Annotated in this window: 12 protein-coding genes, 1 pseudogene and 1 riboswitch; of the genes and pseudogenes, 2 read left to right on the plus strand and 11 right to left on the minus strand. The window is 75.1% G+C overall.

Annotation, left to right across the window (positions count from 1 at the left end; all coding sequences use genetic code 11):
- Positions 1–11: 11 nt before the first annotated feature.
- On the minus strand, positions 12–998 hold the full coding sequence (gene holA, locus PSD17_RS32075; RefSeq protein WP_041760892.1) for a DNA polymerase III subunit delta: 987 nt from the start codon (positions 996–998) through the stop codon (positions 12–14).
- 129 nt (positions 999–1,127) lie between these two features.
- A riboswitch (SAM riboswitch) is annotated at positions 1,128–1,248 on the plus strand.
- 9 nt (positions 1,249–1,257) lie between these two features.
- Here holA and thrC point away from each other — a divergent pair.
- The gene (gene thrC / locus PSD17_RS32080; protein ID WP_013674169.1) at positions 1,258–2,523 is read left to right on the plus strand and encodes a threonine synthase; all 1,266 of its coding nucleotides are present in this window, start codon (positions 1,258–1,260) and stop codon (positions 2,521–2,523) included.
- Between the two features lie 168 nt (positions 2,524–2,691).
- Here thrC and PSD17_RS32085 read toward each other — a convergent pair.
- The 10 genes and pseudogenes from PSD17_RS32085 to PSD17_RS32130 all read right to left on the minus strand — a co-directional run.
- Positions 2,692–4,962 (minus strand): annotated as a pseudogene (locus PSD17_RS32085) (DNA internalization-related competence protein ComEC/Rec2); the annotation flags it as partial.
- On the minus strand, positions 4,959–5,873 hold the full coding sequence (locus PSD17_RS32090; RefSeq protein ID WP_233899377.1) for a ComEA family DNA-binding protein: 915 nt from the start codon (positions 5,871–5,873) through the stop codon (positions 4,959–4,961). The gene PSD17_RS32090 and the pseudogene PSD17_RS32085, both read right to left, overlap by 4 nt.
- Before the next feature lie 325 nt (positions 5,874–6,198).
- Complete coding sequence (locus PSD17_RS32095; RefSeq protein WP_339126054.1) at positions 6,199–7,092, minus strand: DegV family protein; 894 nt, start codon at positions 7,090–7,092, stop codon at positions 6,199–6,201.
- 11 nt (positions 7,093–7,103) lie between these two features.
- Positions 7,104–7,883: a diglucosylglycerate octanoyltransferase gene (octT, locus tag PSD17_RS32100; protein WP_339126055.1), complete on the minus strand. Its 780-nt coding sequence runs from the start codon at positions 7,881–7,883 to the stop codon at positions 7,104–7,106.
- Complete coding sequence (locus PSD17_RS32105; RefSeq protein ID WP_339126056.1) at positions 7,880–8,506, minus strand: histidine phosphatase family protein; 627 nt, start codon at positions 8,504–8,506, stop codon at positions 7,880–7,882. The genes octT and PSD17_RS32105 overlap by 4 nt, the downstream gene beginning before the upstream one ends.
- Complete coding sequence (rsfS, locus tag PSD17_RS32110) at positions 8,503–8,925, minus strand: ribosome silencing factor (protein WP_013674164.1); 423 nt, start codon at positions 8,923–8,925, stop codon at positions 8,503–8,505. Before rsfS ends, PSD17_RS32105 begins: the two co-directional genes overlap by 4 nt.
- Before the next feature lie 75 nt (positions 8,926–9,000).
- The gene (gene nadD / locus PSD17_RS32115) at positions 9,001–9,603 is read right to left on the minus strand and encodes a nicotinate-nucleotide adenylyltransferase (RefSeq protein WP_103382222.1); all 603 of its coding nucleotides are present in this window, start codon (positions 9,601–9,603) and stop codon (positions 9,001–9,003) included.
- Positions 9,604–9,632: 29 nt separating this feature from the next.
- Positions 9,633–10,250, minus strand: a complete 618-nt coding sequence (locus PSD17_RS32120) for an alpha-ketoglutarate-dependent dioxygenase AlkB (protein ID WP_013674162.1) — start codon at positions 10,248–10,250, stop codon at positions 9,633–9,635.
- Between the two features lie 28 nt (positions 10,251–10,278).
- On the minus strand, positions 10,279–10,842 hold the full coding sequence (locus PSD17_RS32125; RefSeq protein WP_013674161.1) for a TetR/AcrR family transcriptional regulator: 564 nt from the start codon (positions 10,840–10,842) through the stop codon (positions 10,279–10,281).
- Between the two features lie 97 nt (positions 10,843–10,939).
- Positions 10,940–11,305 (minus strand): SPW repeat domain-containing protein, encoded by a 366-nt coding sequence (locus PSD17_RS32130; RefSeq protein WP_339126057.1) that lies wholly within the window; start codon positions 11,303–11,305, stop codon positions 10,940–10,942.
- A 199-nt stretch (positions 11,306–11,504) separates the two neighbouring features.
- On the opposite strand from PSD17_RS32130, the gene PSD17_RS32135 reads away from it, so the two are divergent.
- Positions 11,505–12,176 (plus strand): hemerythrin domain-containing protein, encoded by a 672-nt coding sequence (locus tag PSD17_RS32135; RefSeq protein WP_013674159.1) that lies wholly within the window; start codon positions 11,505–11,507, stop codon positions 12,174–12,176.

The raw sequence follows: 12,176 nt of genomic DNA on the forward strand, positions 1-12,176 counted from the left end.
GCAGGTGCGGGTCAGCGGATGTCGCGGGCGTCGATGATGCGACGCACTGCGCGCTCCAGGGCGAACTCCGGGTCGGCGGCCGCGCCCTTGACGTCGGCATTGGCCTCGGCGGCGGCCGCGAACGCGACGGTGAGCCCCTCCGGCCGCCACGACCGCACCTGCCCTTGCGCCTTGCGGATCTTCCACGGTGGCATCCCGAGGGTCCCGGCGAGCCGGTTGGGGTCGCCGCGTCCGGCCGCACCGACCTTCGCCAGGGTGCGGACGGCGTCGGCGAGAGCGTCGGCGACGAGCACCGGCGCGACGCCGAGCACCAGCGCCCACCGCAGCGCCTCCAGCGCGCCCTCGCGGTCGCCGGCCACGACCTTGTCCGCGACGGTGAACCCCGTCGCCTCGGCCCGGCCGCGGTGGTAGCGCCGGACGGCCTTCTCGTCGACGACCCCGCCGGTGTCCGCAACCAGCTGGCCGGCCGCCGATGCCAGCTCCCGCAGCTCCGAACCGACTGCCTCGAGCAGCACGTCGACCGCGTCGCCGGTGATCTTCCCGCCGAGCCGGCGGACCTCGGCCCTGACGAAGTCGGCCCGCTCGGCCGGGCGGGTCAGCCGCTCGCAGCGGGTGACGGCCGCTCCGGCCTTGCGCAGGTCGTCGGCGAAGGACTTGCCACGGGCACCACCCTGGTGCTGCAGGACCAGCACGATCCCGTCGGCGGGCTCGGCGGCGTAGCGAAGTACGGCGGCGACCATGTCCTTGCCCGCCTCCTGCGCCGCGGAGAGGACGACCACGCGCCCCTCGGCGAACAGCGACGGGCTGAGGTGCTCGGCCAGCTCCTGGGCGTCGACCTCGCTGGTGCGCAGCCGCCGGACCTCGGTCTCGGGGTCGGCCGCGCGCGCCCGGACGACGACCTCCTGCACGGCCCGCTCGGCGAGCAGCTCCTCCTCGCCGATGACGAGGTTGACGGGCTCGGGGCGGCCGTCCGAGGCGGCTGGGGTCACGTCCACCATCGTCGCCCACGACGGGCCGCAGCCGTGACCCGCCTCCCACATCACGGACCATGCCTTCGCGAGGACGACGCCGGTGTCGTACGGTAATGGGTGAACGTGACCGCGGTCTGCCGCGGGACAACCGAATATGGCTCATCCAGAGGGGCAGAGGGAACGGCCCGTTGAAGCCCCGGCAACCGGCGTCGCACGACCATCGCGCGTGACGATCACGGTGCCAATTCCGACCCGCACGTCGCGGGGAAGATGAGGAGATCTTCCGATGACCCTTACTGCCGCTGCGCAGACCACCTCCCTCGATCTGGGCCCCGCCCGAGCCCTGTCTTGTCGTGAGTGCGGCCACGAGACCCCGCTGGCCGCGGAGTTCGCCTGTCCCGAGTGTTTCGGGCCCCTCGAGGTGGCCTACGACTTCCCGGCGGTGACCAGGGAGTCGATCCAGGCCGGCCCGCAGTCGATCTGGCGCTATCGCGACCTGCTCCCCGTGCCGTCCGACGTGCAGTCGCACCCGAACACCGAGCCCGGGATGACCCGGCTGATCAAGGCCGACCGGCTGGCCGCCGCGCTGGGTGTGCGGTCGCTCTGGGTCAAGGACGACACCGGCAACCCGACGCACTCGTTCAAGGACCGCGTCGTCGCCGTCGCGCTCGCCGCCGCCCGCGAGCTGGGCTTCACCGTGCTGTGCTGCCCGTCGACCGGGAACCTGGCCAACGCCGTCGCCGCCGCGGCCGCCCGCGCGGGCTGGGACTCCGTCGTGCTGATCCCCTCGTCGCTGGAGAAGGCCAAGGTCCTCACCACCGCGGTCTACGGCGGCACGCTGCTGGCCGTCGACGGCAACTACGACGACGTCAACCGGCTCGCCACCGAGCTCGCCGCCGAGCACGAGGAATGGGCGTTCGTCAACGTCAACGTCCGTCCGTACTACGCGGAGGGCTCGAAGACGCTGGGCTACGAGGTCGCCGAGCAGCTCGGCTGGCGGCTGCCCGAGCAGATCGTCGTCCCGATCGCGTCGGGGTCGCAGCTGACCAAGGTCGACAAGGGGTTCGCCGAGTTCGGCAAGCTCGGCCTGGTGGATGCGACGCCGTACAAGGTGTTCGGCGCCCAGGCCACCGGCTGCTCGCCCGTCGCGAAGGCGTTCGAGGACGGGCACGACGTCGTCCAGCCCGTGCGGCCGGACACGATCGCCCGCTCGCTCGCGATCGGCAACCCCGCCGACGGCCCCTACGTCCTCGACGCGGTCCGCCGCACCGGTGGCGCGATCGGGCACGTGTCCGACGACGAGGTGCGCGACGGCATCCAGCTGCTCGCCCGGACCGAGGGCGTGTTCGCCGAGACCGCGGGCGGTGTCACCGTCGCGACCGCGAAGAAGCTCATCGAGGCCGGCAAGATCGACCCCGACGCCGAGACCGTCCTGCTCATCACCGGTGACGGCCTGAAGACCCTCGACGCCGTCGCCGACCGGGTCGGCCCGACCGCCACGGTCGCGTCGAGCAGCAAGGCCGTCAAGGAGGCCCTCGCCGGGCGCGGCTGATCCCGCCCGCACCGCCCGTCGAGATCGTCGGCGGCGGGCGGGCAACGGGTCGCCACGGGAGACGACGGCCGGGCGCTCCGGCTCGTCCCCCGCGACGACGGCCGTGTCGCCGTCGTGATCGGTGCGGCGGACGACGACGCCCGCGCCACTGAGCACGGCGAGCAGCGGTTCGTTGGGGTGGTGGTAGGTGTTGCCGGCCCCGACCGACACCAGCGCGACGCGCGGCGCGACGGCAGCGAGGAACTCCCGCGACGAGTAGCGCGAGCCGTGGTGCGGCACCTTGAGGACGTCGGCCTGCAGCGGCACGTGCGAGGCGAGCAGATCGGCCTGGGCCGCGAGCTCGACGTCGCCGGTGAGCAGCACCGATCCGGCACGGGTCTGTGCCCGCATCACCAGCGACCCGTCGTTGACGGCGGTACCGTCGTCGGGATCGACGTCGGGCGCCGGGTGCAGCGGTCCGAGCACGTCGATCACCAGCGAGGGCCAGCTCAGCCGCCTGCCGGGGTCGAGAGTGACGACGGTCGTCCCCGCCCGCGCAGCCTGCGCCTGAATCCTGCGCAGCGCTGCCAGAGGCTGCCGTGACGGTCCGACGGCGATGCCCCCGACCGTTCGCCCGCGCAGCGCGCCCGCCATCCCGCCGACGTGGTCGGCGTGCAGGTGGCTGACGATCACGAGATCGAGGACGCGCACCCCGAGGCGGGCGAGGCAGTCGTCGGTCGGGCCGTCGTCGGGACCCGCGTCGACGAGTACCGCGTGCCCCGGTGAGCCGGTCGCCAGCACGAGCGAGTCGCCCTGCCCGACGTCGCACACCACGACGGCCCAGCCGCCCGGCGGCCAGCCGACCGGGACGACCCTCGTCGGCACCAGGACGAGCAGCAGCCCGACGAGAACCGCGAGCAGCAGCGCGCGGACCCGCCGGGAGCGGGTGAGCACGCCGACCACGACGATCACCGCGACGAGCAGCAGCGCGCCCGGCCAGCCCGCCGGCCACGGCACGACACCTCCGGGGATCGCCGCGGCGTGGTCGGCGACGAGCACCAGCCAGCCCACCTCTGGGCTCGCGAGCCAGGCACACACGACCGCCGGCCCGCTGCCGACGACCGAGACGAGCGCGGCGAGCACCCCGAGCACGGTCGCGGGTGCGACGACGGGCGCGGCCAGCAGGTTCGCCACGAGCGAGACGAGGCTGACCGTCCCGCTCAGCCCGGCGACCAGCGGCGCCGTCGCCAGCCCGGCCGCGGCCGGAACCACGATCGACTCGGCGACCCCCGGCGGGACGCCACGGGCCCGCAGCCGCCGGACCCAGCCGGGCGCGACGAGCACGAGCGCCGCGGTCGCCGCGGCCGACAGCGCGAACCCCGGATCGACCGCCAGCCGTGGCGAACCGAGCAGCAGGACCACGACGGTCCCGGCGAGTGCGGGCACGGCCGACCTGCGGCGGCCCAGCGCCAACGCCAGCAGGACGATCCCACCCATCACCGCCGCCCGCAGCACGCTCGGTGACGGCCGCGCGAGGACGACGAACCCGAGCAGCGCGAGTACCGCGCCCACCGCGCACGTCCTGGGCCCGGCACGCAGCAGCCGCAGGAGGAACAGCACCGCCCCCGCGACGACGGCGAGGTTCGCTCCGCTGACGGCGGTCAGGTGGGTGAGCCCCGCGGCGCGGAAGTCGTCGGCCACCTCGGGTGACTGGTCACGGGTGTCGCCCACCGCGAGGCCCGGCCAGAGCCCGGCGGACCGCTCGGGCAGCGTCCGGGACGCGGCGCGCAGACCGTCGCGCAGCCCGCCTGCGGCGGTCTGCCACCACGGCGCGGGGCCGACCTCGGCGGGCGACCCGCGGACGCGCAGCACGGCGATCGTCAGGTCGTGGCGGGCGGCCGGTGCGAGCAGCCCCTCGGCGCGGACCGACTGCCCGGGGAGCAGCACCTCCCAGCCCTCGGCCGGCGCCAGCAGCAGGACCCGGCCCCCGGAGGTCCACACCCCGGCGCCGGCCCGCGCCTGGTCGAGCGAAGCGGTGATCGTGACCTGCGCCGGACCGAACCCACCGCTCACCCGGACCGGGCGTGGATCGTCGGTCAGCGTGACGCGCATGGTGGCGGAGGCGCCGCGCGCGGCGGCGTCGGCGAGCGGATGCGTGGCGACGAGCGCCACGTTCGCGCCGACGACCCCCGCGGCGGCGACCGCGCACCCCAGTGCTGCGACGACGCCGGCGAACCAGCCGCGGTCGCGCCGGCACCGGACCACCCACGCGAGGCCGAGGAGGCCGAGCATCCCGGCGACACACGCCACCCACGGACCGCCGAGGAGGCCCGCGAGCACGACCGCCCATGCCGCCGACGCGGCCGGCACCAGTCGCAGGTCGGGACGGGGACGCTCCTGTTCGGGACTGTCAAGGTCCCCAGGGGCGCCGCAGGCGCCGTCGCGGGCCGGGCGCGTCATCCGACGACGACCAGTTCGCGGAGCCTGCCGAACTTCCGCTCGCCGATGCCGTCGATCTCGCGGAGCTGGTCGACCCGGCTGAAGCGGCCGTTGCGGGTACGCCAGTCGACGATGTGCTGCGCGGTCACCGGCCCGACGCCGGGCAGCTCGTCGAGCTGGGCCACGGTCGCGCTGTTGAGGTCGATCCGCGCGCCGGCGCCCGGAACACCGCCCGCGCCGCCGTCGGACCCGGCGGCAGCACCCCCGGACGCGAGTGCGTCGGCCGTGGCGGCGGGCGCACCGACGACGAGCTGCTCGCCGTCGGTGAGCCGACGGGCGAGGTTGAGCGCCGCGACATCGGTCCCGGGCAGGGTGCCCCCCGCGGCCTCGAGCGCGTCGGCCAGCCGGGCACCGGCAGCCACCCGGACGAGGCCGGGACGCGCGACCTTGCCGACGACGCTCACCACGATCGGACCGGCGTCCGGACCCTCGGTCGGCGCGGTCGTCGCCACGAGCGGGGACAGCCCCGCCGCCGGAGCCGCCGGGAGGGCCTCGGCCCGCGGCCGCTCTCCCCACACCCCGATCGCCGCGGCCAGCGCCGCGACCGCCGTGACCAGCGCGAGCGCGATCGCACCCGGTCTGCCGGGGTCGAGCCGGGCGCCGCGCAGGCCCTCGGGGACCCAGCGACGCACCGCAGACCCCCGGCGGCGCCGGAGCCGATCGGCCAGCGCGGCGACGGGACCGCGGCGTCCGATGCCCGCGTCCGGCACGAGCGGCAGCTCCACCGTGGCGGGCTCGGCCATCCACTCCGGACGGTCGGTCCAGAACGCATCAGGACCGCGGTCGTCGGCCGCCGCACGTGGGAGGGCACTCGGACCGCGACCGCGGAACGCCGCGGCCAGCCGCCCTCGCGAGTCCACCGCACCTGCCACGTCGGCGACGCTATGGCCGCGGTGGGACCGATGGGCCGCGCCGCAGGATCACTGTGGACAGCCGCCTGCCATGGGGACAACTCGCCGCGGGCGGTCGTTCACATCGGAGAGAAGTCGGTGGGGTGTGGAACGCTGGGCGGGGGCGCAGCCGCCGGCGCGGCACTCGGACGCGCGCGGCACACCGCCACACGAGCAACGCCCCGCGGCACACCGCCACACGAGCAACACCGCGCGGCACACCGCCAACCGAGCAGCGGCGCGCCGCCCCGCCTCCGCCCCGATAGGGCGGCGTGCGGATCGGCCCCGGACGCTCTGCCGAGAGAGATCAGCCCGCGCCCGCGTCCGTGTCCGTGTCCGTGTCCGAGCCCGCGTCCGACCGGCGGGGCACGACGACGATCCCCAGCAGCCCGGGCCCGGCGTGCGCCCCGATCACCGCCCCCACCTCCGAGACCAGCAGCCGGGCGGCGTCGGGCAGCCGCTCGCGCAGCGCGGCAGCCAGCTCCTCGGCGCGCGCGGCGGCACCGAGGTGGTGCACGGCGAGGTCGGCACCCTCGCCGGCGGCGGCGACGGCGAGATCGAGAAGTCGTTGCGCCGCACGGGCCGTCGTCCGGACCTTCTCCAGCGGCATGATGCGGCCCTCGGCCAGGTGCAGCAGCGGTTTCACCGCGAGGGCGGTCCCGAACAGCTTGGCCGCGGCCCCGATCCGGCCCCCGCGGCGGAGCCGGTCGAGGCTGTCGACGGAGAAGAAGACCCGGCAGCGCGCGGCGACGTCGGCCGCGGCCTGCTCGACCTCCGCTCCGCCCGCGCCGGCGTCGGCCGCGTCGCAGGCGGCGAGTACGGCGTACCCGAGCCCCATGGCGACGGCCCGGGAGTCGACGATGCGCACCCGGCCCGGCCCGACCTCCTCCGCGGCGAGGCGAGCCGCGTCCCAGGTCCCGGAGAGCTCACGGGACAGGTGCACGGAGACGACGCCCGTCGCACCGCTCTCGAGTGCATCCCGGTAGGTCGCGGCGAACGCGGCCGGGGTGGGTCGGGAGGTGTGGACGTCGAGGCTGCGGTCGGCCAGGGCGGCGACGAGCTCGTCCGGCGTGACGTCCTCGCCGTCGCGGCCCGTGCGGTCCCCGAGCCGCACCTCGAGCGGGACGATCCGGATGCCGCGCTCCGCAGCGACGCCGGCCGGCAGATAGGAGGTCGAGTCGGTCACGACGGCGACGGGCACGACGACGGACCCTAGCGCCTCGGCGCCGTCGGCGGTGCCATCCCCGGCTCGCGTCGCCGACCCGTCCTGTCGGCGACGACGGCGGCCACCGCGGCGCCGACGGTGGCGTGTGCCGACCAGCCCCAGTGCATGCCGTCGGGGTTGCCGTGGCCCGCGCGGACGTGGTCGCCGACCAGCGCGACGACGTCCACGACCGCGGCTCCGGAACCGGCCGCCCAGCGTCGGGTCGCGCGCTCGGCACGCTCCCGGCCGGGGTGCGCGCCGCCGTAGACGGCGGCCCGGTGCGGGGCGGGGGTCAGCACGGCGACGACGACCTCCGGGCGCAGCGCGGCCACGCCGGCGCGGCAGCGTTCGAGGTGCTCGACGGTCAGCCGCGGCGGCAGCGCGACGGGCCCACCGCCGGGCAGCCGCGCGAACGCCCGAGCGAGCCGGGGCTGGGCGCGCAGGTACCCGTCGCGGACGACGCGGCGCAGCGGAGCGGGCCGCAGCACCGGGATCAGCTCGCGGACCGCGGTGGGCAGCGGCGAGGGCAGCGCGTCCATCCCGCCGACCCCGAGGACCAGCGCCTCGACGCGTGGCAGCACGGCCCAGACCCGCGGGTCATGGGTGAGCGCGTGCCACGCGTGCCGGGCGGTCCACCCGGCCCCGGCGACGACCTCGGCGCGCAGGCCGAGCGCGGCGGCGGCCACGTTGGGCCACAGCCGGGGGTCGTCGGCGGGTTCGGCGCGTTCGGGGCCGTGGAAGGCGAGCGAGTCGGCGAGCACGAGCAGCACCGACCCGCTCCGGCTCATCGGTCGAGACCCACGTTGTAGCCGGTGAGCCGCCACATCGACTTGCCGGGTCTGCGGCCGAGCACGGCCCAGTGCGCGTTGCCCATGCCGCCCACGGCGGGCCATACGGTCTGCGGCAGGTCGAGCAGGCCGGACACCATCCCGGCGATGACCCCGCTGTGCGCGACGAGCAGCACGGTGACGTCGGCCTCCGCGTCGGCGTACTCCGCGTCGAGCTCCTCGACCAGCGGCACCGACCGCGCGACGACCTCGACGCGGGTCTCGCCGCCGGGCGGCCGCCAGGTCGGGTCGGAGCGCCAGGCGTCGATCGCGCCTGGCGTCGTCCGCTCGATGTCGACGATCGACATGCCGCCCCAGTCGCCGAGGTCCGTCTCGCGGAGCCGCACGTCGTACTCGACGGGCAGCCCGGTCACGGCCGCGACCTCGGCCGCCGTGCGGGCCGCGCGGCTGAGGTCGGAGCTGATCAGGCGGGCCGGCGCGAAGCGCGCCAGCTCGGGCGCCACCGCACGGGCCTGACCGAGGCCGCGGGCGGTGAGCGTCGAGTCGACGTGTCCCTGCATGCGGCCGTCGACGTTGTGGTCGGTCTGCCCGTGCCGCAGCAGGACGACCCTGCGCAGGCTCACCCGGCCGCGCCGGCGGCGGGGTCCTCGTCGGTGCCGTCCTCGTCGGGAGCGACCTCGACGCGGGCCTCCGGGAAGTCGAGCACCGGGCAGTCCTTCCACAACCGGTCGAGACCGTAGAAGCCCCGCTCCTCGGTGTGCTGGACGTGCACGACGATGTCGGTGAAGTCGAGCAGCACCCACCGGCCCTCACGGGTGCCCTCGCGCCGGGTCGGCTTGACGCCGTGCTCGCGCAGCTTCTCCTCGATGCCGTCGACGATCGCCGAGACCTGCCGCTCGTTCGGCGCCGACGCCAGCACGAAGCAGTCGGTGATGACGAGCTGCTCGGAGACGTCGAGCACGAGGATGTCCACGGCCTTCTTGTCCGCGGCCGCGGCCACGGCCACCCTGGCCATCTCGATCGCCTGATCGGTCGCCGTCACGGTTCCCCTTCCCGCACGCCCCGGGGATCGGGAGCGCGCGACGACGACGATTGTCCCAGGCCGGGTGCGACGCGCTCAGCTGGCCCGGTCGGCGTCGCCGCGGTAGAGCCTGCGCTTGGAGATGTACTGGACGACGCCGTCGGGCACGAGGTACCAGACGGGTCTGCCCGCGGCGACGCGTTCCCGGCAGTCGGTCGACGAGATCGCCATGGCCGGGACCTCGACCAGCGACACCGCCCCCTTGGGCAGGTGGGCTCCGTCGAGCTCGTACCCGGGCCGGGTGACGCCGATGAAGTGCGCGTTCTCGAACAGCTCGTCGAGCTTGCGCCACGACAGGATCTGTTCGAGAGCGTCGGCGCCGGTGATGAAGAAGAGCTGCGCGTCGAGCAGCGTCTTGCGCAGGTCGGCGAGGGTGTCGGCGGTGTAGGTCGGACCGCCGCGGTCGATGTCGACGCGGCTCACCGAGAACCGCGGGTTCGACGCCGTCGCGATGACCGTCATGAGGTAGCGGTCCTCCGCCGGGCTGACCTCGTCGCCGGCCTTCTGCCACGGCTGGCCCGTCGGCACGAAGACGACCTCGTCGAGGCCGAACCGGTCGGCGACCTCGCTGGCCGCGACGAGGTGACCGTGGTGGATCGGGTCGAACGTCCCGCCCATCACACCGACCCTGCGCTGCATCGCAGCAGCCTAGACGGCGGTGCGCCGGATCAACGCGGGTAGGCGTGCCGGAACTGCACGCTGATCCGGGGTGCCGCGGACCGGATCTTGGGGACGCTGTGCTGGCGGGTGCGCTGACACGTGCCGCCCATGACCAGCAGGTCGCCCGGGCCGGGCAGGAACGACACACTCGGGCCGCCGCCGGTCGGCCGCAGCCGGAACGGCCGCACGGCCCCCAGTGAGAGCAGCGCGACGACGGCCGTGTCGAGCTCGCGGGCCACCCGGTCGCCGTGCCAGGCGACGCTGTCGGCGCCGTCGCGGTAGAGGTTCGCCCCGACCTGGGTGAACTCGACGCCGTAGCGGGTGCTCAGCAGCCGCGCGAGCCGGCCGAGCGGAGCGGGCGCGTCGGCGAGGGTCCAGCGGTGGGTGAGCCGCGGCTCGGGCAGCACGCGCTCGTACATCCGGATGTCGCGCTGCGCCCACGGGGTGCGGGCCAGCAACGTCGCGAACAGTGCATCGGCGCCGCGCATCCATCCGGGGCCGTGGTCGACCCACGCCCCGTCGCCGAGATCGTGCCGGCGGACCGCGGCGAACCCGACGTCGACCTCCGGGGCCGGGGGGCCGGCGTCGTCGAGCAGCGAGGGCTGCCACGCGAGGTCGATCGCCATGCCCCGGAGCCTACACGAGAGTCGAACATCAGTTCGACCGTTCGAGCGCGGTGGCGAGGAACCGCAGCTCACGGTGCATGGCGACAGCGCCGTCGTCGACGTGCCGGGCGACGGAGTGCCGGTAGCTCACCGCGCTGGCCAGTAGCTGGGCGGCACTGTCGACGTCGGCGCCGCAGGCGGGCAGCGACGCCCTGATGACGTCCCGGATCTGCTCGACGAGCAGGTCGAAGCGGGTGTGCAGCGCGGCGAGGACGGCAGGATGGGTGTCGGCCTCCCGCCAGAGCAGGTGCGAGAGCACCGCCGAGGAGCCCAGCGACGCGTCGAGCGCGGCGACCAGCCGGTGCAGGCTCTCGACGACGTCGCCCGCGACGACGACCGCCGCCGGATCGACGCGCTCGTCGGGGAGCCGCTCGACGAGCGCCTCGAGCAGGTCGGGCTTGCGCGCGAAGTAGTAGTGCACGAGGCCCTTCGGGACACCGGCCCGGTCCGCGATCCGTGAGGTCGGGGTGGCGTCGAAGCCGTCCTCGGCGAAGAGGGTCTCGGCGGCGTCGAGGATGCGCTCGCGGGCCGGCCGCTCGTCGTCGCTCACCACGGCATTCTCCCCCCGCGCAGTCCCGCCGACGCGCCTTCCCCCGGGCGCGCGTCGGCCGCGACCATGACGGTCGCGGCCTGCGCGCTTCCGGAGTGGATCAGTGCTGGGCGGTGAGACCGCCCTGGTGGCTGTGCTGTGCGGCCGGGATCGCCGTCAGACCCACGACCACCGCGAGGACACCTGCGACCCACGACGTCCACGAGGCGCCGAGGAGGTCGCTGTACCCGAGGACCCACGGCGAGATGAACAGCAGCACGCCCAGTACCGCGTGGACGTACTCGCTCGCGACGGATCCCGGTGCGGCCAGCGACCACAACCCGCTCGCCGCGAGGAGCACCCCGAGGACGACGAGCGCCCACACGGCCGCGGCGTCGACGGTGAACACCAGCGGCGAGAGAGCCGCCAGCACGCCGATCACCACTGCTGCCCAATCCTGCCAGCGTTGCCATGACCTGGTGGCCATAGCGATCACCTTCTTTCCCGGAGACACTCCGACTTTCCTGGAGACACTCCGAGTCTGCGCTTTGACTGACCGGCCGGTCAACATTGGTTCCTGTCCTCTGGATCACCCGCAAGTCGGGAACAAGTCGGCCACAAGCGCGCGGTCGCACGCTGGGTCCCGTCAGCACCGAACCGCGAACCCACGAGGACCGGAGAGACCGATGACCGCCGCCACCGCGACCACCCCCGACCTGCTCGGACTGCGCCTGCTGCACCGCGCGATGCGCGCCGAGCTGCACCGCACCACGGCGCTGGCCGAGCGGCTCGCCGACGTCCGCACCGGGTGCTCGCCCCGGCGTGCCAGGGCCGTCGACAAGTGGGTCCGCGACCTCTGCGCCGAGATCCACCACCACCACACCGCGGAGGACCTCGACGCGTGGCCGGTCATCGCCGCCCGGGCGGGCGCGGCCGTCGACCTCACGGAGCTCTCCGACGACCACGCCGCCCTCGACCCGTTGCTCGACCGGGTGCGCGCGGCCGCGGCGGCACTCGCGACGGGCCGACCCGAGGAGCAGCCCGCGCTCGCGGCCGAGCTGGCCGCCGCCCTGAGCGTCGTCCGCGACGAGCTCGACGAGCACATCGACGCCGAGGAGCGCGACGTCTTCCCCGTGATCGAGCAGTACGTGCCGGCGGCGGAGTGGGCGGGTGTCGAGCGGGCGGTCCGCGCGCGCAAGGGCGGGCCCGGGATCGCGTTCCAGCTGCCCCGGATCGTCGCGGCGGCGACCCCCGCGGAGAGCGCGGCGATGCGCAAGGTCGCGGGCCCGGTCCTCATCGCCCTGTTGACGGTGGTCGGCCCGGCGCACCGCCGGCGGGTCCGGCTGGTCTTCGGCTGA

This window comes from Pseudonocardia sp. D17 (assembly GCF_036984265.1).
Taxonomy (GTDB): domain Bacteria; phylum Actinomycetota; class Actinomycetes; order Mycobacteriales; family Pseudonocardiaceae; genus Pseudonocardia; species Pseudonocardia benzenivorans.

What these genes read in the sequence shown, in the direction of transcription:
- thrC (WP_013674169.1), top strand. Translation starts at nt 1,258, where the DNA reads ATGACCCTTACTGCCGCTGCGCAGACCACCTCCCTCGATCTGGGCCCC.
- PSD17_RS32120 (WP_013674162.1), bottom strand. Translation starts at nt 10,250, where the DNA reads ATGGCGATCGACCTCGCGTGGCAGCCCTCGCTGCTCGACGACGCCGGC.
- PSD17_RS32130 (WP_339126057.1), bottom strand. Translation starts at nt 11,305, where the DNA reads ATGGCCACCAGGTCATGGCAACGCTGGCAGGATTGGGCAGCAGTGGTG.
- PSD17_RS32135 (WP_013674159.1), top strand. Translation starts at nt 11,505, where the DNA reads ATGACCGCCGCCACCGCGACCACCCCCGACCTGCTCGGACTGCGCCTG.
- nadD (WP_103382222.1), bottom strand. Translation starts at nt 9,603, where the DNA reads ATGCAGCGCAGGGTCGGTGTGATGGGCGGGACGTTCGACCCGATCCAC.
- octT (WP_339126055.1), bottom strand. Translation starts at nt 7,883, where the DNA reads ATGAGCCGGAGCGGGTCGGTGCTGCTCGTGCTCGCCGACTCGCTCGCC.
- holA (WP_041760892.1), bottom strand. Translation starts at nt 998, where the DNA reads ATGGTGGACGTGACCCCAGCCGCCTCGGACGGCCGCCCCGAGCCCGTC.